This window comes from Hyphomicrobium sp. MC8b, assembly GCF_905067615.1.
GTDB lineage: Bacteria > Pseudomonadota > Alphaproteobacteria > Rhizobiales > Hyphomicrobiaceae > Hyphomicrobium_B.
Map to the genome: position 1 here is coordinate 2,925,032 of NZ_LR898465.1, position 23,074 is coordinate 2,948,105.

The window sequence follows — 23,074 nt, forward strand, 5'->3', positions numbered from 1 at the left end:
AATGAAAAGTAATTTTCGCCGGATTACTTTTCGCTGCCGTCAGGCGCCTGAGCTTCGGTCTGGCCATCGGTCTCAGGCTCATCCGCCTCGTCGAGCGCGAGTTCTTCCTGCTCCTCGTCGTCGCCATCGTCGGTCAACGGAAGCTCATCCGGCATCAGGGCCGCAACGTCGGTTGGTGACGGCACCGTGAAGCCCGGCGGCAGGTTGGCATCGAGCAGGCCCGATGCCTTGAGATCGGCAAGACCCGGTAGATCCTTGATGCTGTCCATGCCGAAGTGGACCAGGAACTCCTCGGTCGTTCCATAGGTCAGCGGACGCCCAGGAGCGCGACGGCGGCCACGCGGGCGAATCCAGCCCGTCTCCATTAGGACGTCCAGCGTTCCGGGCGACGTTGAGACGCCGCGGATTTCCTCGATCTCGGCGCGCGTTACCGGCTGGTGGTAGGCGACGATCGCCAGCGTTTCGAGGGCGGCCCTGGAAAGTTTGCGCTCATCCTTCTGCTGGCGTTCGAGCAGAAAGGAAAGGTCATCCGCCGTGCGGAACTGCCAGCGCCCGGCGACGCGCACAAGATTGACGCCGCGATCGCGGTATTCGGCCTGCAATTCGGTCAGCAGCGCGTTGACGTCGTCATCACCATCGAGGCCACGCAGGAGTGCTTTGACATCGAGAGGTTCGGAAGCTGCAAACAGCATGGCTTCGAGCCGGCGAAGCTTTTCGCGATTGCGGCTTTGTACCTCCGGCGCGTCCACCTTCTCCGGATCGCTCAAAGCGGCAGGCGGAGCGTCAGCGCGCGCCTCTGACGAGGCGCCGCTTGCGGGCGTTTCTTTCTTCTCGCGAGTATTGTCCGACACCAATGTCAGTCTCGGCGGAACCATGGCTTTATCAGCCCCCTTATAACGATCTTTGCGGCGCAATTAGCCGATCTTTTCCCACTGAGCGCCTTCCTCGCGCTTGCGCATGTAAATCGGCGCGAACGGCTCGTCCTGGCGAAGCTCGATTAACCCTTCTCGGGCCATTTCCAGCGTCGCGCCGAAGGAACTTGCAAGCGCGGAGCGCTCTTCCTCGTTCTTCGGCAGGTATTGCTCCAGGAAGAGATCGAGCTGCGCCCAGTGGCCCTCGGTTGCACCGACCAGCTTTTCGAGCCTTAGGCGCGCTTCCTTGATCGACCACACGCGGCGCGCCTTCACCACGTGAACGACGCGAATGGTGCGCTTTCGCTGGTCGGAATACGCCTTCAGTAAATCATAGACGGCGGCCGTGTAGGTCGTATCGCGCGTGACCTTGATGTGCTCAGGCAGCCCGCGCGCAAAGACATCACGATCGAGCCGGCGGCGCGTCATCAGCACGGCGGCCTTGTCGCGCATAGCGTTGAGGCGCATGAGACGGAAAGACAGCTTCTGCGCCAGCTCTTCAGCGGTCGCCGTATCGGCGCTGTCTTTTTCCTTGGGCAGCAGCAGACGCGATTTGAGGTAGGCGAGCCATGCCGCCATGACGAGATAATCGGCCGCAATTTCGAGCCTCAGGCGCTGCGCCTCGGCGATGAAGCCAAGATATTGCTCGACCAGCGCCAGGATCGAAACCTTCGCGAGGTCGACCTTTTGCGTCCGTGCCAGGGCGAGCAACAGATCGAGCGGGCCTTCAAAACCGTCGATATCGACGACGAAGGCTTCGCCTGCAGCCGGCATGTCATCCAGGCTGGAAGCCTCCCATTCGGGAGCCTCTCCTTCGCCCTCGGCTGCCATCTCGTCCATCGGATCTCGGTTTCGTTGTCGCAGCAAAGCGCCTGCGCCCAATTGCTGGCGCATCGCCGGACACTACACTGATTCAAACGGTCGGAGTCTGCTCGTCCAGGAGTGCGGCCAAGAGTTGCAGAGCCCGCTCTTTATCGTATGGCTCCGGCGGCGTGACGCAAGCGCAGGCTGCGGTAAATCTTTCGGCGGCGCGGCCCGAAAGCTTCGGCACGCCCTCGGCGGCGGCGCGCATTTCGTCGATATCGCCGTTGCAGTGAAGGGCTAGATCTGAGCCCGCGGCGATCACACCTTCGGCCCGGGCGCGCATGGGCCCGCTCAGCGCCTGCATGCTCAGATCGTCACTCATCAGCAGGTTGTCGAACCCGATCTCGCCGCGGATGACATCACGCGTGACGATAGCCGACGTACTGGCGGGATTTTCGGCGTCGATATCGGCATAGACGACGTGGGCGGTCATCGCGGCCGGCAGCGCGGCCAGCGCCTTGAAGGGGGCAAAGTCGGTCGCCGACAACGTCTTGTGCGAGGTCATGACGACGGGCAGCGCCAGATGGCTATCCGCAGTCGCACGGCCGTGGCCTGGGATGTGTTTCACGACCGGCACGACACCGCCCGCCAGATAACCGTCGGCAACCGCCTGCGCCAGCGCCACGACCTGGGAGACGCCTCGGCCATACGCACGGTCGCTGATGATCTCGTGGGCGCCTTCGACGGGCAGGTCGGCGACCGGTGCGCAGTTCATCGTGATGCCGAAGGCGCGAAGCTCTTCCGCGGTCAAGCGTGCAACCGCGAAGGCGGCTTCTTTCCCCTCCTCTGGGTCTTCTGCAAAAAAATCTGCGAAGGCCGCAGCGGGCGGCAGTGCGCGTGCGATCGGCGGCCTGAGGCGTTGAACGCGACCACCTTCCTGATCGATCAAAACGAGGAAATCATCGCTGCCGACCGCGTTCTTCGTCTCATCGATCAAGCGCGCGATCTGCGCCCGGTCGAAGACGTTGCGGCGGAACAGGATCACACCGGCCGGCCGGACATCGCGATAGAAGCGCCGCTCGTCATCGGTGAGCGTGACACCGGAAAGACCGGCGATCAGACTTGCCGTCATTGCAAGTTGGCCCTCCAAGGCCGTTCGTAACAAAGCCAGCCGACGAAACGCAACCGGCCGGCGCGATGGCACCAGCCGGGCAGATAACGATGCGGCAGAAGATCAGTACGACGTTACCCAGCAGCCTTGATAGCCTTCAGCTTTCAGCTGCACGCAAACGTTGCTGGCCTGCTCGCGCGAGCCCGGCGGCCCGACTACGAGACGATCATAAACGCCCTTCGACAAATTTGCAGAAGCAATGTCGGGTGTTTTACCGGCGAGCGCCGTCGAATATTTCTGCTGCATATCCGCAAATCGCTTCAAAGCATCGATGCGGCTCGAAGACGAGTGCGGGATCGAGGCGAGAACTGCCACGAAGCCGGTACCGCTATGCGTCGTCACGGGCGGCGCATCGCTGTTCGCATCTGTTTCGACCGTCGGCTCAGCGCGCGCGACCTTCTTATATTTCTTCTTCGGCGGCGCCTGCGCACTGTCGCTGGTCGGCGAATTGATCGTCGTAATCTTGACCGGCTTTGATTTCTGCGGCGGAGCGGCGTCATCGGGTTCGGACGGCGCGTCATTTGCGGCGGGCGGCGGAGACGGAGCGGCTGCTGCCTGCTGCTGTTGCTGGCCGAAGACATCCACGAGGGCGGTACCGGGCACGGCAGTTCCGCCTTGCTGTGGCGGCGCCGCTAGATCTTGGGTCGGCGTCGCAGGCGCCATGATGCTGCCGTCGCGGCCTACGACCAGTGTCGAAACCTTCCGCGGGCCGTCCTGGTCTTGCGACGTGCCGCCATCGGACGAACCGTTTGCGGCCTCGGCTGATGCCGACGAGGTGCCGTCGCCGAGGCGGCCCATGATCTTGGTATCGGAATACGGGAACTGCTTGCCGCCGGCGTCCGCCGGTTTGGTCTTTGCGGCATAATCATCGCTCTTGATCACCGGCGGCTCGCCTTCGGGATGGCTCCCGCCGGTCAATTTTTTGTAGCCGTAGGCGACGCCGCCGCCGATCACGATGGCGCCGACCAAAGCCGCGAGAATCAACATGGGGCGGCGACTGCGCGGCGCGACCTCCTCGTCCTCGTATTCGTACTCTTCGTCGCTATAGACGGGCTCCAGCTCGCCGCCCTCGGCCTGGGCGAAACCGAGCTGCGGGTCACCATGCTGTTGCTGCTGATAGGGATCGTGACCGAACGAATCATGCGGCCCGGCCCAGTCGGCGGCGCTCAGCTCGTTCTCGTGATACTGCTGCTGGCCGAACGTCGGCGCGGAATGGGCGGGCTGTTGCGCCGGATAGGACGGCTGCTGCGGCGTGCCGAAACCGCCCGGATCGAAGCCGCGCGGCTCCGGCTCGCGGGCGGGCCACTGCGGGGCGCGGGTCTGCGGCTGCTGCGTGCCGTAATCCGACGTGTGCTGCGGCTGGGTGAAGCTTGGCGCCGACTGCGGCTGACGCTGTTGCGGCGGCTGGGTGTAATTGGGCCGTGACGGCGGAACGTAAGGCTCGAACTGCGGCGCATAAGGGTCGTTCTGGCCGCCGTTATCCTGTGGATAGCCGCCGTATCCGGTCTGTGACCCCGACTGTGTGCCACCACGCTGCGGCTCGCTCCACTGGCCGTAATCCGGCTGCTGAGGCGCGGGCTGGCGGCCACCGAACCCCTGCTGACCGTAATCAGGGTAATTCTGTGCCGGCTGCTGCGGTGGCCACGCATTCGCCTGCTGTGGCTGCTGCTGTTGAGGACGGCCGACCGGCTGCGCCTGCGGATTGACCCAGGATGGCTGGGAATTGCTCGTCTGCGTTGTGGGGCGGGCAAGCGGCCTGCCGGAATTCTGCCCGGGAAATGCGTTCTGCGAGGACATCGCGGAAACCCCCTTAGAGTGGGGCGCAAGCAGTGGTTGCGCCTAATCGTCGAGTCGAGACTTTAACGCATTGCGTCGGGCGCCTCGACGCCTAGGATCCCAAGCCCCGATTTTATCACCGTCTTTGTCGCGGAAATCAGCGCGAGTCTGGCTGAAGTCGCAACCCCGTCATTTGCCTGAATAAATCGTAAATGTGGCGAATCGTTGCCTCGCGTCCATTGGGTGTGGAGAGCGCTCGCGAGATCATAGAGGTAGAACGCGATCCGATGCGGCTCGTGCGCGGCCGCGGCACCCTCGATCAGGCGTGGGAAACCGGCAAGGCGTTTGACGAGATCAATTTCGCCCGCATCCGTCAGGATCGAGAGATCAGCGTTCTGAAGCGCTTGGGTCGACACGTCTATGCCGGCGACCTGCTCGGCTGCGTTCCGCAAGACGCTGGCGGCCCGGGCGTGAGCATACTGCACGTAGAAGACGGGGTTGTCCTTTGACTGCTCGGTGACCTTGGCGAAGTCGAAGTCGAGCGTTTCCTGGTTCTTGCGGTAAAGCATCATGTAGCGGACCGGATCGCGGCCCACTTCGTCCACCACATCGCGAAGGGTCACGAAGGTGCCTGCCCGCTTCGACATCTTGTAGGGCTCGCCGCCTTTGAACAGGCGAACGAGATTGACGACCTTGATATCGAGGTCGGCTTCGCCGTCAGATAGTGCGGCGACCGCGGCTTTCATCCTCGGGATGTAGCCGACGTGATCGGCGCCGAAAACATTGATCAGATGGCGGAAGCCACGCTGCAGCTTGTCGTAATGATAGGCGACGTCGCCCGCGAAGTAGGTGTAGCTGCCGTCGGACTTTTGCAGCGCCCGGTCTTCGTCGTCGCCATAGGCGGTCGATTTGAACAGCGTCTGGACGCGGTCTTCCCACTCATCGTCGTCGTGGCCCTTCGGCTTTTCGAGCGTGCCTTCGTAGATGAGGCCCTTAGCCCGCAGGACCTCGATGGCGGCCTTGACCTGGTCGTGGCCGTTCGACGTCAGCGAGGCTTCGGAGAAGAAGACTCCGTGGCGGATGTTGAGCGCGGCGAGATCATCCTTGATCATCTCCATCATTTTGGAGATCGCGAAGGAGCGCACGAGCGGAAGCCAGCGTTCTTCGGGCATATTGAGAAGCGACGGACCATGCTCGGCGGCGAGCGCAGCTCCGACCGGCTTCAGGTATTCGCCGGGGTAGAGACCTTCCGGAATGGCGCCGATGTCTTCGCCCAGCGCTTCGCGGTAGCGCAGGAAAGCCGAGCGTGCGAGCACGTTCACCTGCCCGCCCGCATCGTTGATGTAATATTCACGCGTAACGTCGAAACCAGCAAAGACGAGAAGGTTGGCCAACGCGTCGCCAAACACGGCGCCGCGGCAATGACCGACGTGCATCGGTCCGGTCGGATTGGCGGACACGTATTCGACATTGAGCTTGCCGCCTTGGCTGGCGCTGCCCGAACCGTAGCGCTGGCCGGACTTCAAAATCGTGCGGACGAGCTGCTGCCAGACTTCCGGCTTGAACGTGATGTTGAGGAAGCCCGGACCGGCGACTTCGACCTTCTCGACGTCCGGCGCGGTTTCGAGCTTTGCCTTTAATGCCTCGGCGATATCGCGCGGCTTCATCTTAGCGGGCTTCGCCAGCATCATCGCGGCGTTAACGGCGACGTCGCCATGGCTCGCATCGCGGGGCGGTTCGGCGTCGAAGGATGGAAGCGGAAGATCCGCAGGCAGAACGCCCTCTGATTTCAGAGCTTCGAGCGCGGTCGTTACGCGGGCGGCGACTTCGGCGAAAACGTTCATGAAAGGCCTTTTTGATGCGCGCTGGCAACGCCCCTGCGGGGAGCCGGCCGCCAGCGCGGAAATGGGGCTTCGCGCCTAGCCCAGTTCCGGGGTGACGTCAAATAGGCGGCGGTGTTCGGCAAGCGCGTATCGGTCCGTCTGTCCGGCCAGGAAGTCGCATGCCAGGCGCGCGCGCTGCCGCTCATCGAGGCCGGGAAGCGCTTCGCGCCAGCCTGTGGGAAGCGTTTCGGCGTCGGCGTGATATTTCTCGAAGAGGTCACGGACGACCTTCTCCGCCTGCTTCATGACGCCCAAAACGCGCCCGTGGTGGTAGACAGCCTGGAACAGGAAGCTCTTGAGACGGCCAAGATCGGCGGCCATGCCGGCGGAGAACGCGACCGCAGCTCGGCCTGCGGCGCGAATGTCGTCCGGGCTGTTGGGAGCAATGGCCGCGAGACGGCAGCGGCTTTCAGTGACGATGTCGGCGACCATGACGGTGATCATGCGGCGCGTCACCTCGTAGATGGCCCGGCTCGGTTCGGCACCGTGGGCGATGGCCTGAACATCTCGCGCGATCGGCCCGGCCACCGGCACGTCGAACAGCATGTCGAACGTAATCAATCCGGCGCGCAGACCGTCATCGACGTCATGCGAGAGATAAGCGACGTCGTCGGCGAGACTTGCAACCTGCGCTTCGGCGGACGGCCATGCATCGAGGTGCAACGATTTCCAAGCCTCGATGTGGCGCACGACCTTGGCAACCGCGCTATCGGCCTTCGACAGCGGTCCGTTATGCTTGGCGAGACCTTCGAGCGTTTCCCAGGTGAGGTTCAGGCCGTCGAAGGCCAGATACTTGCGTTCAAGCGTCGTCACGATACGCAGCGATTGGGCGTTGTGGTCGAAACCACCGTAGGCTTTCATAGCATCGTCGAGTGCGCGTTCACCCGCATGCCCGAATGGAGAATGCCCGAGGTCATGCGCCAGCGCGATCGTCTCGGCCAGGTCTTCATCGAGACGAAGCTGGCGGGCAACGGTGCGGGCGATCTGCGCGACCTCCAGCGAGTGGGTCAGCCGGGTTCGGAAATGGTCGCCTTCATGCGGCAGGAAGACTTGCGTCTTGTAGGTCAAACGCCGGAAGGCGGTCGCGTGCAAAATGCGGTCGCGGTCGCGCTGGAAGGGGCTGCGGGTCGGGCAATCCGATTCGGGAAAGTAGCGCCCCCGCGACGGCACAGCATTCGCTGCATAAGGCGCGGGCCTACGCTCTCCCGGCCGGAGGTTCTGCCCATAATCCAAAGGGTCCGGCAGCGATTTAGCCTGGGTTGCCATTATCCGCGAGCTTTAAGCATTTGACTTCGACTGCCGCCTTCCTATCTTTTGAGAGTTCCGGATGCCAGCTTTCTCGGCCGGCGATTGGGGCTTTTTAACCGCTCAAGATTTGATCGTACGATGACAATCACCGTCACAGACCGTGCCGCAAACCGCATCGCGGAAATCGTTGCCAACGAGGCCGCCGCGCCGGTGTTGCGCGTTTCGGTTGAGGGTGGCGGCTGCTCGGGCTTCCAATATAAGTTCGATCTTGTCGGTCACAAAGCCGACGACGATCTGGTGATCCAGCACAACGGCGCAACCGTGGTGATTGATCCGGTTTCCCAGCAATATATGGAAGGCGCCGAGATCGACTTCGTCGATGACCTGATCGGCGCATCGTTCAAGATCAACAATCCGGTTGCGACGGCCTCTTGCGGCTGCGGCACGAGCTTTTCGATCTGACCCTTCTCATTTAGCGCTATTTTCCTGGATGGCCGGGGCAAGCCTCGCCATGGTGTATTGAAATTCTATGGACGTAGCGCGAGCATGATCATCGCAACGTGGAACATCAACGGCGTCAAGGCGCGGCTCGAAGCGGCGCTGACCTATTTGCGCAACCACGCGCCCGACGTCGTCTGCCTGCAGGAGATCAAGTCCGTCGATGACGGCTTCCCAGCGCAAGCCTTTCAGGACATCGGCTACAACGTTGCGACGAACGGACAAAAGGGTTTTAACGGCGTCGCGATCCTGTCGAAGACCCCGCTTGAAGATGTGGTGCGCGGACTGCCGGGCGATGATAGCGACCAGCATTCGCGCTGGATCGAGGCATCGGTGGCGCTCGGGCCGAAAATGGTCCGCGTGGTGTCGCTCTACCTTCCGAACGGCAATCCCATCGGGACAGAGAAGTTTGCCTACAAGCTCGCCTGGATGAAACGCATGCAGGCACGCGCCAAAGCGCTGCTTGCCGAGGAAATGCCACTGATCCTTGCGGGTGATTTCAACGTCATTCCGGAGCCCGAAGACGCCAAGCGGCCGCAAGCGTGGGCGAACGACGCACTATTCCAGCCCGAGAGCCGGGCGGCATGGCGGGCGCTCGTCAATCTCGGTTTTACGGACGCGACGCGCGCGTGCCATCCGGGACCGGGCGTTTATACGTTCTGGGACTATCAAGCTGGTGCATTCCAAAAGGACGACGGCATCCGGATCGATCACATGCTACTTTCGAGCCAGGCCGCCGACCTGTTGCGCTCCTCCGGCATCGACCGGGAAACGCGTGCGCAGGAAAAGCCGTCCGATCATGTGCCGGTGTGGGTAAAGCTCGCCGCTTGAGCATGGTCGATGGTCCTCGGGACAAGCCCGAGGATGACATTCGGAAAAAGCGATCAAGTCTGTTCGAGCTAGCGCGCAGTCTCTCCGTTCGGTGTCAGGCCGACGACGGGTGCCGGTGCCGGAGCAGCGACGGCGGCAGCCTCCGAAGCAGGCTGGATGCTGGCCGCGCCTGCTGGAATGAGCGAGCTGCGCCGGGGCTGCGGCGCCGTCGGCGTGCTGATCATCTGCGGTTGCGGAATAGGCTTTTTCGGATCGGTCGCTAGGACGCTCATTGGGCGGACGAGTTCGCCATTCGCGCAAGTCCGCACCGGCTCGACCGTCAGATCGTCCAAACCATCGCGGCTTTCCTGCAGATCCGGGCTGCGGCCATAGCGATTGTGCCACTCGGCGACGCGGCCTGTGGCCTGCTGGCGAACGCCTTCACCGGCATTACAGAAAATGTTCTGGTAGATGTCCTCGATCCACACGCGCTCGCTTGGCGGTGCATTGGCCACCGCAACGTCGATCAGGTTCAACGCCGCCGCCTGGTTTTTCTGGACGAACTTTCCGCGCCACATCAAGTCGGCAAGAAACGCCTGAGCACCGGGATGGCCGGCCTGCGAAAGTCGCGACAGCCAATGGCGGCCGTTCTCGATCTTGCTGGCCGGATCGTCGTAACCGGTGACCGTCATGTCCGGCCCCTCGCCGCGCAGATAAACCTTGGCGAGTTCGAATTGCGCGTCCTCGTCGTTGAAGGTCAGCGCGGCGCGCTGAAGATCGCGGTTGGCTTCCTCGACATCCGGCTGAATGCCCGCCGAGGGAATGCCATCGCGCAAATACATTGAAACCGCGGTCAGAGATTTGGCGGCGATTGGCGCCAGATCATCGTCGTCTGGGTCGACGTCTTGCAGTTCGTCTGCCAGCTCCTTGTAGAGATGGAAGGCCTTGCCATGATCTGTGTACGCGCCCTCGTTGTCGGCGTAGATGCGCGCCTCGTAAAAGTGGGCGATCTGAGGCTTGGTGGCTTCCAAGGCTTCCAGCGCCGGGAGCGCCAATTCGTAATAGCCGCCGTTGAACGCCGAAATGCCTTGCTTCATCGCGTCGTCGGACGAGCGGAATACCACGGTTCCCGCCATCGCCGTGCCCAACATCAGAATGGACGCAACGCTTCCTGCAACTGCAAGCTTAAATATCCGCATAGCAGTGAACTTCCGCCTTTCCTCCCGCATGGGTTACGGCGCCGAATCTGGCCGGTCCCACTTGGTCCGCAAATTTTCTCAGTGCCCCTGACTGATACATGTTCGACGGCGCCTTCCATGCCTCGCGCCGTTTCTTCAGCTCTTCCTCTCCCACCTCAAGATCGAGCGTTCCTGCTTCGGCATCGATCACGATGACGTCGCCGTTGCGAATGAGTGCAATCGGTCCGCCGACAGCAGCTTCGGGACCGACGTGGCCAATGCAAAGTCCCCGTGTTGCGCCGGAGAAGCGTCCGTCGGTGATGAGTGCGACCTTGTCGCCCGCGCCCTGGCCATAGAGCGCCGCGGTGGTCGAGAGCATCTCGCGCATGCCGGGTCCGCCCTTGGGACCTTCATAGCGGATGATGATCACGTCGCCGTCCTTGTACTTGCGGTCATCGACGGCCTGGAACGCATCTTCTTCGCAGTCAAAGCACAGCGCCGTGCCGCGAAACTTCAGCGTCTTCAGGCCGGCGACCTTCACAATTGCACCATCAGGCGCGAGCGAGCCTTTGAGGCCCACGACACCGCCCGTTTTCGAGATCGGATTGGAAACCGGAAAAACGACTTTTTGGTCGCGATTGAATTTCACGCTTTCGAGATTTTGCGCGAGTGTCTTCCCGGTCACGGTGAGGCAATCACCGTGCAATACACCGCCTTCGAGTAAAGCCTTCAAAATCTGCGGCACGCCGCCGATGTCGTAAACGTCTTTCGCGACGTATTTGCCACCGGGCTTCAGGTCGGCAATGTACGGCGTTTTCCGGAAAATCTCGGCGACGTCAAACAGATCGAAGTCGATGCCGACTTCGTTCGCCATGGCGGGCAAATGCAGCGCGCCGTTGGTCGAGCCGCCGGTCGCGGCTACGACAATTGCCGCATTCTCGAAAGCTTTGCGCGTGCAGATATCGCGCGGCCGGAGGCCATCGGCGACGAGGCGCATGACAGCCTTGCCGCTTTCTATGGCAAGCGCGTCGCGGCTTTCGTACGGCGCGGGCGCTCCGGCCGAACCGGGAAGCGCCAAGCCGATCGCTTCTGAAACGCAGGCCATCGTATTCGCGGTGAACTGGCCGCCGCACGAACCTGCCGATGGGCAGGCGACGCACTCAAGCTCATGAAGCTCGGCATCCGACATCTTGCCCGCGGAGTGCATGCCGACGCCTTCGAAAACATCGACAACGGTCACGTCGCGGCCCTTGAAGCGGCCCGGCAGAATCGAGCCGCCATAAATGAAAACGCTCGGCACATTGAGGCGTAGCATCGCCATCATCATGCCCGGCAGGCTCTTGTCGCAGCCTGCGACGCCGACGAGTGCGTCGTAGCAATGGCCGCGCATCGTGAGTTCGATCGAATCGGCGATGACCTCGCGCGAAACGAGGCTCGACTTCATACCCTGGTGGCCCATCGCGATGCCGTCGGTAACGGTGATGGTGCAGAATTCACGCGGCGTGCCGCCGCCTTCTGTCACCCCGGTTTTCACCGACTGGGCTTGGCGCATCAACGAGATGTTGCAGGGCGCGGCTTCGTTCCAGCACGAGGCAACGCCGACGAACGGTCGGTGGATGTCCTCTTCCTTGAGGCCCATCGCATAGTAATAGGAACGGTGCGGCGCGCGCGACGGCCCTTCCGTCACGTGGCGGCTCGGCAGTTTCGATTTGTCGAACGTCTTTGCGTCCATTCATTCCTCTTCGGACATCTGCCGATGTCCGTTTCTCATCCGGCGATCGAAACGACGCCAGGATGCCAGTCGCGGAGCCGCTGTACAGGCACAGCGAACAAAAAAAACGCTGCCGCGTCGCCGGGACTAACGTCCAGCACGTGCGCGGTCATTGTGGCTCGAAAGTGGCGTAGCCCTTTCGGGAAGTTGCTTAACGGCAACATCGGTCATCGGACCGGCACTTCATGCTTAATGTTGCGTTGCCCGGCAGCCTGACGGCCTGCGAATTTTTGGTCGGGCTCCTGCGCATTTCGCCTAGGACTGAGTCCGCACAAAGGCTCGACTTTGTCACCGGCAAGACATTTCCTTCACCGATGACCGTGCTTACATGGCGGATCACCGCATCGAGAAACAGCGCCAAGCCCTATGTCGTCATCTGGCCGTTCCGCAGTGCCCCTCCCCGCCTCAAGCTATTGCCGGTTCACGCCGGGACGTGGACAGGCACCGATGGACGGCACCGCCTATCTTGGACTGAGGGGCGTCGAGGTCGATCTCGCCGACCGAAATCCACGGCGCATTTGGCACTATGCCGGGCTGAAGGTCGACGAGCCGATCAGGCCCAACGCAATCGACGTCTTGTTGACGTCGCGCGATGAACCGAATGCATCGCTGTTCGTGCAGGGCTCGGCGTTCGCAGCGGGTTTGCGCGAGCGCGCGCCGCATCTGTCCCAACGTGCGCGGCAACTGCGGCGGAGGCGGATCTGGATAACGCTGCTTGCGCTTTTCTCCGGGCTCGTCGCGGCCGGCTTCGTGCTGAGCTGGAGCCCAGCCAAATGGATCGCAAAGACCTTGCCGCTCAGCTGGCGCGAGCGGCTCGGCAATGCGGCACGCGACTCGATGACTGAAGACTACAAGGAATGCGTCGATCCGGCGGGCGTCGCAGCGCTGAAGACGCTCAGTGAGCGCCTCTCCAAAGGCGTGCCTGCGGGAACGACGTTCGACATTCACGTTTACGACTGGCCGCTGATGAATGCGTTTGCGGTGCCGGGCGAGCAAATCGTTCTGACGAAAAGCCTGATCGACAAAGCGGGAAGCGCGGACGAAGTCGCAGGCGTTCTGGCGCACGAGATGGGACACGGCATCGAGACGGACCCAGAGGCGGCCCTCATTCGCGGTGTCGGCCTCGGCGCGGCGCTGCAGATCATGCTCGGCGGAACGGCGGGCGGCGGCCTCGCCAATGTTGGGCTGATGCTGGCGCAGCTTGGCTATTCACGCGGTGCCGAGCACAAAGCCGACATTCACGCGCTGGAGCTTCTGAAGGCCGCGGGCATTTCTCAGAAAGGGCTCGGCGATTTTTTCACGCGCGTCACGAAGATGGAAACGGAGGGCGGCAGCCCGACCGGCGCGGTATCGTGGCTGCGCACGCATCCGCTCCCGGCAGAACGCGTGCGGCTCGTTCGGGCGCAGGCGGCTTATCCGGCGACGCCTGCGCTCAATGCCACGCAATGGGAGGACCTGAAATCCATATGCCGGGTGACGCGCGATCCAAAAGAGGATGCTGACAAGAGCTGATTTCAGCCCGATGTTGGCCGGAATTGCTTGCGACTTTTGCGATAACCGCGCGTTGGTTGGTATTGAAATACGATGAAGCCGTTTGCCGTCATTGCCGCTCTACTCGCCTTCATCGCGGTCGCATACGTCGGCTCGCCGTTCGTGACTGCGTGGAGCATTCGCGAGGCGGTGCGCGATGGCGATTCCGATTATCTGGCGCACGCCATCGAGTGGCCAGGCGTGCGCGAAACGCTGAAGCCAGCCATTGCGCAGATCGCCTTGAGCCTTCCCGATAGCGAGAGAAGCGCGTCAGAGAAGCAAGGGTACTGGACACGCTTCAAGGCTTATTGGGGCCAGGGCGTCGTCGATGGTCTTGTCGATAAGTATGTGACGCCCGAAGGGCTGCCTAAACTTTTCAAACTTCGCCAGACCTATCGCAGCTATGTCGAGAGCGATGATGACGCGAGCAAGCTGCCGATCTTTGAGCGCGTTTCGCGAGCGTGGGCGCGTGTAAAGCGCGCAGAGTTCACGAGCTTCACGAGCTTCGAAATCGATATGGAAGACAAGCACGATGCGTCGCGTGTCTATCTCGGGAAGCTGGAATTACGCCCCACCGGCTGGAAGCTGACGTCGTTGCGCGTGAAGTTTCTGACGCCGGTGAAAAGCGCGGCGCAGAAACTCACCGATCTCAATTGAGATTTGCGCGGATGGCTGCCTCTGCAGCCATCCGCGCCAATAGCCAGCATTCTAACTGACGCATTGTAGAGCCGGCCTTCGCCAGGATGACGGATTGAGCAGACCTAAGCCGCGTCGCTCAAGCGTTTGAGGGCAGCGGAGAAGCGCTTGATCTCGGCTTCAAGCTCGGCCTTGCGCTCTTTCGCTTCCTCGATCGCCTCTTCCTTCGCGCGTTCGATGAACTGCGGGTTGGACAGTTTCGCGTCCATCTTCTTCAGATCGCCTTCTGCGCCCTCGATCGCTGTCGCGAGGCGGCGTTTTTCGGCATCCATGTCGATGATGCCGGCGAGCGGCAGGGCCGCCGTCGTCTCGCCGGCGACAACGAGGGCTGCACCTTTCGGCGCGGCGTCTTCGAAGTCAATTTCATCGACGCGTGCGATGCGCCGCAGCGTCTCGTCGTTGCGGCGGACACGCTGACGCGTGACCTCATCGGTGCCGACGATGACGAGCGGAATTTTTGCGCCAGCGGGCACGCTCATCTCGGTGCGGACCGAGCGGATTTCCGAGATGAGGTTGACGAGCCAGTTCACCTCGTTGACGGCATCGACTTCGACGAGACCATCGAGGTTCGGCCATTGGCTGAGGCACAGAAGCACATCGCGCTTCACGCCGTGCTCGACCATGTGCGCCCACAGCTCTTCGGTGATGAAGGGCATGAACGGGTGCAGCATCTTTAAGATCTGGTCGAGCGTCCAGGCCGTGACGGCGCGCGTCTCGGACTTCGCGTCTTCTTCATCGCCCGCGAGCACCGGCTTGATGAGTTCCAGATACCAGTCGCAGAACTGGCCCCAGACGAAATCGTAGATCGCGCCAGCTGCTTCATTGAACTTGTAGGCGTCAAGCGCAGCGGTGACGGCCTTCGATGTCAGCTCGGTTTCGCCGATGATCCATTTGTTGAACGTCTGCACCGCTGTCGTCGGATCGAAGTCGCGCTGGCGTACGCACTCGTTCATTTCGGCGAAGCGCGAGGCATTCCAGAGCTTGGTCGCGAAGTTGCGGTAGCCTTCGACGCGCGATTTCGCGAGCTTGATGTCGCGGCCTTGCGCTGCCATCGCGGCGAGCGTGAAGCGCAGCGCGTCGGCGCCGAACTCGTCGATCAGGACGAGCGGGTCCATGACGTTACCCTTCGACTTCGACATCTTCTGCCCCTTCTCGTCGCGGACGAGGGCATGGATGTAGACGTCTTTGAAGGGCACCTCCTTCATGAAGTGGAGGCCCATCATCATCATGCGGGCGACCCAGAAGAAGATGATGTCGAAGCCGGTGACGAGGACGGACGTCGGGTAATAACGGTCAAGCTCCGGCGTGTCGTCGGGCCAGCCGAGCGTCGAGAACGGCCAGAGTGCGGACGAGAACCACGTGTCGAGCACGTCTTCGTCGCGGGTGAGCGCAACGTCGCTGCCGTAGTGCTTGTTCGCAAGAGCTTGCGCTTCTTCTTCGGTCGCGGCGACGAAGAACTTACCGTCAGGCCCATACCACGCCGGGATCTGATGCCCCCACCACAGCTGGCGCGAGATGCACCAGGGTTGGATGTTGCGCATCCACTCGAAATAGGTCTTTTCCCAGTTCTTCGGCACGAACACGGTCTTGCCGTTTTCGACGGCAGAGACGGCATTTTTTGCAAGCTCGCCCGCGTTGACGTACCACTGGTCCGTCAGCCACGGCTCGATGACGACGCCGGAACGATCGCCGTGCGGAACAGTGTGGCCGGTCGGCTCAATCTTTTCGAGCAGGCCCAGCGCGTCGATATCAGAGACGACTTTCTTGCGCGCATCGAAACGGTCGAGACCGCGATAGGCTTCGGGCGCTTCGTCGTTGATCTTGCCGAAGGCGTCGAGAATGTTGATCTGCGCAAGGTCGTGACGCTTGCCGACCTCAAAGTCGTTGAAGTCGTGCGCGGGCGTGATTTTCACCGCGCCGGTGCCCTTTTCAGGGTCCGAGTATTCGTCGGCGACGATCGGAATTTCACGGCCGACAAGCGGCAGCTTCACCTTTGCGCCTGCCTTGATCAGCGCAGCGTAGCGCTCATCATCCGGATGCACCGCGACGCCGGTATCGCCCAGCATCGTCTCGGGACGCGTTGTGGCGACGACGATGTAATCCTTGTCGTAGCCCGGCACTTTCTTCGTGAGCGGATAGCGGAAGTGGTACATGTGCCCGCTCGGGTCTTTGGCGAGCACCTTTGCGAGCGCCGCCGGATCAAACGGCTCGCCGCTGTCTTTCGACCACGTGAATTTTCCGCGCGCTTCGACCTGCACGACTTCGAGATCGGAAATCGCGGTTTGGAACTTCGGGTCCCAGTTGACGAGGCGCTTATCCTTGTAGATCAGCCCTTCGTTGTAGAGCTGCACGAAGACCTTCACGACGGCCTTCGACAGGCCCTCGTCCATTGTGAAACGCTCGCGGCTCCAATCGCAGGAGGCGCCGAGACGCTTCAACTGCGTGATGATGGTGCCGCCGGATTCTTCCTTCCACGTCCAGACGCGCTTCAAGAACTCCTCGCGGCCAAGCTCGCGGCGCGACGGCTCTTTGTTGGCGGAGAGCTGGCGCTCAACGACCATTTGCGTTGCGATGCCCGCGTGATCGGTGCCCGGCTGCCAGAGCGTGTCGCGGCCGCGCATGCGCTCGAAACGGACGAGGATGTCTTGCAAGGTGTTGTTGAGGGCGTGCCCCATGTGGAGCGAGCCCGTCACGTTCGGCGGCGGGATGACGATCGAGTACGCCGCGTTCTTTCCGCCGGACGCGGCGCGCCCGGCCTTGAAGGCGTTGGCCTTCTCCCATTCGGAATTGATACGCGGCTCGATGTCGGCCGGTCGGAATGTCTTTTCAAGCATTGGAGGGAGCGTCGCTTTTCAGCTGTCAGGCCGTGATTTTCGGACCACGGTCGTAAGGCCGACCTTCGGCAGCTGTCAACCTTCGCTCCCTTCTACCCTGTCATCGCGCGTTTGCGACATGCTCAGCGGCGCACGGGGCCGACGTGGGTCGGCCGGCCGGTTTCCGTCATAAGCGCCTTCTCGACAATTTTAGGCATGTTTTCCGACAGCCACTGGCGCAGAATCGGCCGCAGAAGCTGGGCCGCGGCGTCTTCGACATCGCCGCCGGATTCTACACCAAACGGGAAATCCGGCAGGCGCGGCGGCTGGGCCATATCGGTCATTGGAGCGCGCGGCGCGGGCTCCGGTTCCGGCGGCGGTTCGGCAGCCTGCTGCGACATCGCGCTCATGCGGTTCATGCGGGTATCGAAGAACGACGGCATATTGCGTCTCTGGCTGTCGTTTTCAGCCGCAATCTTCTCGGCTGCGACCGACGAAATCTCTTTCTCCGCCTGGTCGCGCCGGACCGGCGGCGGTTCGATCATGCGGCCGTGGATCGGCTCGAATGGAATAACCGTGCGCGATCTCTCGCGCTCTGGTGGTGCTGATGCCAAAGCTTCACTTAGCCTCCCGAGTAAGTTGGGCCGCACGGAGGTCGGTTGCGCCGAAGACTTGAAGATCGCCGGCAGCTCGAAATCCGCAGCTTCTTCCGCGAGGGCGTTTCGGCCGCGCAATGCCGTCATGCGCGCCTCCCGCTTCTCGCTTTCGAACATGGGCGCGCGATCGGCAATACTCGTGCGGATCGAGGCCAGAATGTCCTCAACGTCGTGTTTCGCTCCGTTCATCTGTGTCATGACGCATCCTCTTCTGCGTACAAACTTCAAATCGCAGAACCGCGTCGGCAGCCCCGTTGTTGCCCCTCCGGTTCGTCGTAGCTGGATTGGAGATGTTCGCCGCAGCGCGCGTGCCCAACCCAGTGACGTCACGGGCAGCCGAACTTCGCACTTGTCGGTCGATGCGGCCCCCCGCTGGAGGCAACGCTAGGACGGGGTCGAGGCAACCGTGTGGCGAAAGTCACGGGCAAGAATAAAATTGTTGTAGGGCCCGTGATCTGACAAAACGCGCGTTATCGCGTCCTGGAGAGCACAGTCTCCGAGACGACGTTCTCCACTTCGGTCAATGGGCTAGTCGCGTGGGTTCTTTTGCCCAGGCAAGAGACGCTCAGACATTTCACGGCGAAGCGCGCGCTCGACGATCTTCGGCATATTTTCGGCGAGCCACGTTTTGAGCAGCGGCCTGAGAAGATCGGCGACGGCATCTTCTATCTGGCGGTCAAGCGCTGTTTCCGATGTCGTCGCGGGAAGCGTCGAATGCAGAACCGTTTCGTCGCGCTTGTCGTCAATAGTCGGCGTCGCAGATGACGACGGCGGCTCGGGCGAGGCCGTGCGGGCAGCAATCGCGGCCCAGGGCGGCTCCGGCGCAGACTGCTGTGCCGCGGACGAACGCCGCTCGAGCGCGCTTTCGGCGGCCGGGGCGAACGTTTCCATCACGCTCGGCGGCGGTGGCGGCGCAGGCTGGAAGGCGTTTGCAAGCGGCTCCAGCTTGCGGGACGGACCCAGCGTCGCCGATACGCTTGGAACCGCGAAGGTAGGCCGTCCGCGCGGCGCAGGCGCTTCCGGCTCGGACTTCGGCGGAGGCGCTGCGATTGGCGATGCCGTCATCGCCGCTGGCGAGACGGCTTTTTCAGCCGGGCTGGCGCTTTGCGGCCCGAACGGGCCGAAATACGGAGCGCTCCCAAACGGATTGTTTGCCTCAACCGGTTTCGGTTCAGGAGATGTGACGCGCGGCGCAGGGTGCGGCGGCTCTTCGGAGGCAGGTTCCGAAGTGCGGAGCTGCTGCGGCGCCGGAGCGACGGGTTCGAATTTCGGCAGCGGCGCGGGCTCTACGGGAGCGGATGCTTGCGGTGACGGCGTGGCCTTTGCGACGGGAGCTGGCTCCGCCTCCGCAGCAGGAGCCGATGTGGTCTTCGGCGTAGGCGCTGACGCTTCCTGCGTTTCGGTTTTCTGCTGCGGCGGAGCGGGCTTCGGCGCAAACGGCGATGGGCCAAGATCGAACGCGAATGGATCGCTGGTCTCTGGTTTCGACGCCGTGTCTTTCGCCGCTTCCGCCGAGGCTGTTTCTTCTGCCTCGATTTTCGGCTCGTCGGGCTTTGCGGCCGTTTCGTCTGCTTGCGCCTTCGCGCGGCCCTGGCGGAGCGCGTTAAGGTCCTCGCTCAGGAGTTCCGTCAACTGCGCTTCAATAATGCTTGCGGTATCGGTCTTGCTGACGGACTTGGCGGCTGCGGGCTCAGGCTCGACCTTGAGAATTGCAGGCGAGTCTTCCTTGACGATCGGAAGCGCCTCCTCGACGGGCACAACCTCGACCGTTTCGATCGTCACGGACCGAGCGGCCGCAATCTGAGCGTCGATCGAAAGCGTGTCGCTGCGCGAGATGGACGGCTGCGATGATGCGGACGACTGCGGCTCGGCCTTGAATTCGTTCGTCGGCGCAGATTCAGTCGACCGTTCGTCACCGCGCGCCCGGAAGGGCTCTCGCGTCGGCGCCGCGTCACGATCGCGAAGAGAGGGCGAAACTCTGTCGAAGGGCGACGGTTCATCACGCGGACGAAGCCGCGACGATGGCGAAAGGTCAGCGCGCTCCGCCGCAGCAGAACGTGGACCTCCAAACGGCGCATCCGTGTCTTTCCGCGTCTCGGGCTCCGAGGACGGCGGCGATTTCAAAAAAGCCTCCCGCGACATGAACCCGCGCTGCGGTGTCGGCGCTGGAGCCTGAGTCGGCTGAGGCGAGGCTGATTTCGGCGCTGGCGAATAGGGCGTGCCTGGTTTGGGTGCCGCCGATGGCGCTCTTAGGCCGGATGAATCCTCCGCAATGATCTTGCGGATCGAGGCGAGGATCTCCTCCATGCTCGGCTCAGAGTTGGATTCAAGTCTCGACATACCCTACCTTTTTCGCAACTGAGCCGCCCGCATGCGCGAGCGTACGCGATGACTGCACCATAAAGGCCCGGTGTTTCGCCTAGAATCATCGCGCCATCAACGATTGCCATAATGGTGGCAGGTTGCGGAAAAACCGCAACAATCTCCGCCGAAGTTATCCCCGGAGAGCGGCACTCTCAAGGCGGCGAGGGGACGCTGAAATGCAAAAAAAGCATCAAGGCCGTAAAAATCCGGCCTCGATAAACCCTTGAGAACTCTATCCGGCTACTTGGCCGGTGCGACATCCACGTGTTCCCGGCGGCCGTCGCCGTGGGTGATATCGATACCCCACCACTTGCTACGAACCTGCTGGTAGTGGACTTCGGGATTGTAGACGGCCGTTGCGGCGCCGACTTCCGAGACGCTGAGGCGTCCGATTGCCGAAACCAGCGTATACGACGCGACGAGAATGTTGCGCTTCGTGGTCTCGAGGTTGACCTGGGACTGCAGCAATTCCTGCTGTGCGTTCAAGACGTCGAGAACCGTACGCTGACCGACCCGCTCTTCTTCGCGGACGCCGTTCAAAGCGGTGGTGTTGGCAACAATCGACGCCTTGTCCGATTCAGCCTGGGCCTTGAAGCCGACGAGCTGCGACCAAGCCTGAACCACCTGCGATTGGGCCGAAGCACGCTGCACCTCAATCTGCTGAAGCGCAGCAATATGGTTGTGCTTGGCTTGGCGAACCTGAGCGAAGACTTCGCCGCCCTGCGCATAAAGCGGAACAGTAACGCTGGCGACAACGGATGCGGACGTTCCTTGATCGATGCCTTCCGACCCGTCGTACTGATCGGTGTAGTTGGCTTCGAGTTGCGCCTGGGGCAGCAACTGGCCACGAACCTGATCGACTGTGTAGCGGGCGGCCTGTTCCGAATAGAGCGCCTGCACGACGATCGGATTTTCTTTCGTACCGATCGCGATAGCGTCCTGCAGCGTTCGCGGCACAAGCTTGGTGTTCGGATTGGCCTCAATTAAGTTGTAAGGCGGATGGCCAACGACCTGCTCAAAGATCGCACGGCTCGACTTCAAATTGGCGCGCGCCTGATCGAGGTCCGACTGACCGAGAGCGCGGCGAGCTTCCGACTGCGCAACGTCCGTCTTCGTCACTTCACCGACGGCGAAACGGTCTCTTTGAGCTTTCAGTTCGGCGTCGAGAAACTTGAGGTTGTTTTCATTCAGCTTGACGATCGCCTGATCACGGGTGACGTCGCCGTAGGCTGTCACCGCATCGAGCAGAACTTGCTGTTCGGTGCTCCGCAACGTTTCACGGCCGGCGCGGTCATTCGCTTCGGCCGCGTTGACGGCGTTGGTGACCTGAAACCCCGTGAACAGCGGCTGCACGAGATCAATTGCATATCCACGCGGCGAGCCGACGTTCGTCCCCGTCGCTCCTGGCACCGGAGAGACCGTTCTCGTGCGCTCACGGCCGACATTCGCCGAGGCGTTGATGTCGGGCCGATAGCCGGAGTTCGCACGAGCAATGTCTTCGTCTCGCGCACGCTGCTGGGCGCGGGCCGCATCGAGCGTCGGGCTGTACTGGTACGTCGCTGAGAGCGTATCGATCAGCGTCTCGGCGCTGACGTCAGTCGAAAAAGCGGCATAGGCCGCTAAAGCGATGAATGTAGTCAACGCGCGACGTTGGACCGAAGTCACGTCGCGACGGGACAATTGATTTGATTTTGTCTTAGCCAATTGTGTGCACCTGCATTCCACTCGCTGCCCCGAACAAGCGAGCGGACCCCCGTTTGTAACCCGTCTAGCCGATTCGATCCCGACCGACTAAAGGGTTTCCCCTTCATAAACGCACTGCGTAATCTATGGCGGTATTTACGTCACGCCAGTGTTCGCCTGCGCTTTTGTTTGTAAGCGTTGCAGGAAATGCACTTCCCTGTCTTTCTTCAAAAGCTTCGGCGATCCGTTTTCCAGCGCAACTCTGCATCAGCTCGGTCAAAAGACCTCCGACTGTGCCCCCTTTGCACCAGAAATCCCCATTTAGAATACAAAAGCAGGCCGCTCGACCGAGAAGCCAGCGAGCGGCAAAGCCGACGCCTGGAACCCCTCACGCAGAGCGAAGATTCCTCCCCGCTTATGAAACTCGACGGCCTTGCCGATCCGGTCATTCGTTGCGATGGCGACTAAACGGCCGTTCTCGCGAACCTGCGGTTTCAGCGTCTCAGGCACTTGCTCGATCCCGCCTTCGACAAGGACGACATCATATGGTGCCTTGGCCGACCAGCCAGCAGCTGCCGGGCCAGATACGGCGATAGCGTTCGTGATGCCGTTCGCCGCAAACGCCGCCTGAGCGGTCTTGGCGCTTTCCTCATCAGGCAACAGTGCGACGACCTTGGCCGCGAACTGCGAGACGAGTGCCGCGCCATAACCGGCTTCACCGATGACGAGGACGTTGTCGGCCTCTTCGATCTCGGCCAATTGAATGAGCTTGGCGAGAACGCGCGGCGCCAGCACCTCGCGTCCGGGCGCGATCATCAAACTTTCGTCGCTATAGGCCAAGTCTGCGAGCTTCGCGGGCAGAAAGGCTTCGCGCGGAATGACCGTCATGGCCGCCGTGATGCGCCTGTCCGTCACGTCACTCGGGCGGATTTGGCTTTCGACCATATTCTTGCGTTGCAAAGCAGTGTTCGTCACGCCTGTCTCCGCGCCGGAGTTCTTGCCTGTGTTAAGTCTTTCTATACGCAGTCCATGAGCCTAGCGCGACTGGAAAGCGGTCGCATGTGGGCGGTTTGCAACGCTTATCTACGGTACTCACTGACTAATTTGCCCCTGGGGGAGGAAACATCCGCGTGCCGGCCACGTGGGCCTTGCTCCGGTTGCGTCTCGAACCCTGGCGAGGCAGCCTCATCCGAAACAATTTCAATCGATCTTCGTAACGGCTTGTAAGAAGCGCGGCGTCTGTGTTAGACGGCCCGTTCGATCGATTGGCGCCCGGATTTGC

Annotated in this window: 17 protein-coding genes; 4 read left to right on the plus strand and 13 right to left on the minus strand. The window is 61.9% G+C overall.

Going from position 1 to position 23,074, the window contains the following annotated elements:
• Positions 1-23: 23 nt before the first annotated feature.
• From scpB to ACLB1Z_RS14340, 6 genes are all read right to left on the minus strand, one after another.
• Positions 24-875: an SMC-Scp complex subunit ScpB gene (scpB, locus tag ACLB1Z_RS14315; protein WP_409560442.1), complete on the minus strand. Its 852-nt coding sequence runs from the start codon at positions 873-875 to the stop codon at positions 24-26.
• A gap of 39 nt (positions 876-914) precedes the next feature.
• Positions 915-1,751, minus strand: a complete 837-nt coding sequence (locus tag ACLB1Z_RS14320) for a segregation and condensation protein A (RefSeq protein ID WP_409560443.1) — start codon at positions 1,749-1,751, stop codon at positions 915-917.
• Between the two features lie 73 nt (positions 1,752-1,824).
• Entirely contained in the window at positions 1,825-2,847 is a 1,023-nt protein-coding gene (gene nagZ, locus ACLB1Z_RS14325; RefSeq protein WP_409560444.1) for a beta-N-acetylhexosaminidase, read from the minus strand.
• A 102-nt stretch (positions 2,848-2,949) separates the two neighbouring features.
• The gene (locus tag ACLB1Z_RS14330) at positions 2,950-4,683 is read right to left on the minus strand and encodes an SPOR domain-containing protein (protein ID WP_409560445.1); all 1,734 of its coding nucleotides are present in this window, start codon (positions 4,681-4,683) and stop codon (positions 2,950-2,952) included.
• 62 nt (positions 4,684-4,745) lie between these two features.
• Positions 4,746-6,506, minus strand: coding sequence for an arginine--tRNA ligase (argS, locus tag ACLB1Z_RS14335; protein WP_409560446.1), 1,761 nt, complete (start codon positions 6,504-6,506; stop codon positions 4,746-4,748).
• A 75-nt stretch (positions 6,507-6,581) separates the two neighbouring features.
• On the minus strand, positions 6,582-7,811 hold the full coding sequence (locus ACLB1Z_RS14340) for a deoxyguanosinetriphosphate triphosphohydrolase (RefSeq protein WP_409560447.1): 1,230 nt from the start codon (positions 7,809-7,811) through the stop codon (positions 6,582-6,584).
• 120 nt (positions 7,812-7,931) lie between these two features.
• Between ACLB1Z_RS14340 and erpA the strand changes: the two genes are divergently transcribed.
• Both erpA and xth read left to right on the plus strand, forming a co-directional pair.
• Complete coding sequence (gene erpA / locus ACLB1Z_RS14345) at positions 7,932-8,255, plus strand: iron-sulfur cluster insertion protein ErpA (protein ID WP_013948311.1); 324 nt, start codon at positions 7,932-7,934, stop codon at positions 8,253-8,255.
• 84 nt (positions 8,256-8,339) lie between these two features.
• Complete coding sequence (gene xth / locus ACLB1Z_RS14350) at positions 8,340-9,122, plus strand: exodeoxyribonuclease III (RefSeq protein WP_409560448.1); 783 nt, start codon at positions 8,340-8,342, stop codon at positions 9,120-9,122.
• 68 nt (positions 9,123-9,190) lie between these two features.
• Here xth and ACLB1Z_RS14355 read toward each other — a convergent pair whose 3' ends face one another.
• Positions 9,191-10,300, minus strand: coding sequence for a tetratricopeptide repeat protein (locus ACLB1Z_RS14355; RefSeq protein WP_409560449.1), 1,110 nt, complete (start codon positions 10,298-10,300; stop codon positions 9,191-9,193).
• Positions 10,287-12,011 carry a dihydroxy-acid dehydratase gene (gene ilvD / locus ACLB1Z_RS14360; RefSeq protein WP_409560450.1) on the minus strand — a complete coding sequence of 575 codons (1,725 nt, stop codon included), beginning with the start codon at positions 12,009-12,011 and terminating at the stop codon, positions 10,287-10,289. The genes ACLB1Z_RS14355 and ilvD overlap by 14 nt, the downstream gene beginning before the upstream one ends.
• A 486-nt stretch (positions 12,012-12,497) precedes the next feature.
• Here ilvD and ACLB1Z_RS14365 point away from each other — a divergent pair, with 486 nt between their 5' ends.
• Together ACLB1Z_RS14365 and ACLB1Z_RS14370 are read left to right on the plus strand one after the other, a co-directional pair.
• Positions 12,498-13,562 carry a M48 family metallopeptidase gene (locus tag ACLB1Z_RS14365; protein WP_409560451.1) on the plus strand — a complete coding sequence of 355 codons (1,065 nt, stop codon included), beginning with the start codon at positions 12,498-12,500 and terminating at the stop codon, positions 13,560-13,562.
• Positions 13,563-13,634: 72 nt separating this feature from the next.
• Positions 13,635-14,237: a DUF2939 domain-containing protein gene (locus ACLB1Z_RS14370; protein WP_409560452.1), complete on the plus strand. Its 603-nt coding sequence runs from the start codon at positions 13,635-13,637 to the stop codon at positions 14,235-14,237.
• 104 nt (positions 14,238-14,341) lie between these two features.
• Here ACLB1Z_RS14370 and ACLB1Z_RS14375 read toward each other — a convergent pair whose 3' ends face one another.
• The 5 genes from ACLB1Z_RS14375 to ACLB1Z_RS14395 all read right to left on the minus strand — a co-directional run bounded on the left by ACLB1Z_RS14375 (position 14,342) and on the right by ACLB1Z_RS14395 (position 22,767).
• Complete coding sequence (locus ACLB1Z_RS14375) at positions 14,342-17,110, minus strand: valine--tRNA ligase (protein ID WP_409560453.1); 2,769 nt, start codon at positions 17,108-17,110, stop codon at positions 14,342-14,344.
• 122 nt (positions 17,111-17,232) lie between these two features.
• Complete coding sequence (locus ACLB1Z_RS14380) at positions 17,233-17,943, minus strand: DUF2497 domain-containing protein (RefSeq protein WP_409560454.1); 711 nt, start codon at positions 17,941-17,943, stop codon at positions 17,233-17,235.
• A gap of 330 nt (positions 17,944-18,273) precedes the next feature.
• Complete coding sequence (locus ACLB1Z_RS14385) at positions 18,274-20,085, minus strand: DUF2497 domain-containing protein (protein ID WP_409560455.1); 1,812 nt, start codon at positions 20,083-20,085, stop codon at positions 18,274-18,276.
• A 264-nt stretch (positions 20,086-20,349) separates the two neighbouring features.
• Entirely contained in the window at positions 20,350-21,750 is a 1,401-nt protein-coding gene (locus ACLB1Z_RS14390) for a TolC family outer membrane protein (RefSeq protein ID WP_409560456.1), read from the minus strand.
• Positions 21,751-22,113: 363 nt separating this feature from the next.
• Positions 22,114-22,767 carry a protein-L-isoaspartate O-methyltransferase family protein gene (locus ACLB1Z_RS14395; RefSeq protein WP_409560457.1) on the minus strand — a complete coding sequence of 218 codons (654 nt, stop codon included), beginning with the start codon at positions 22,765-22,767 and terminating at the stop codon, positions 22,114-22,116.
• Positions 22,768-23,074: the final 307 nt, after the last annotated feature.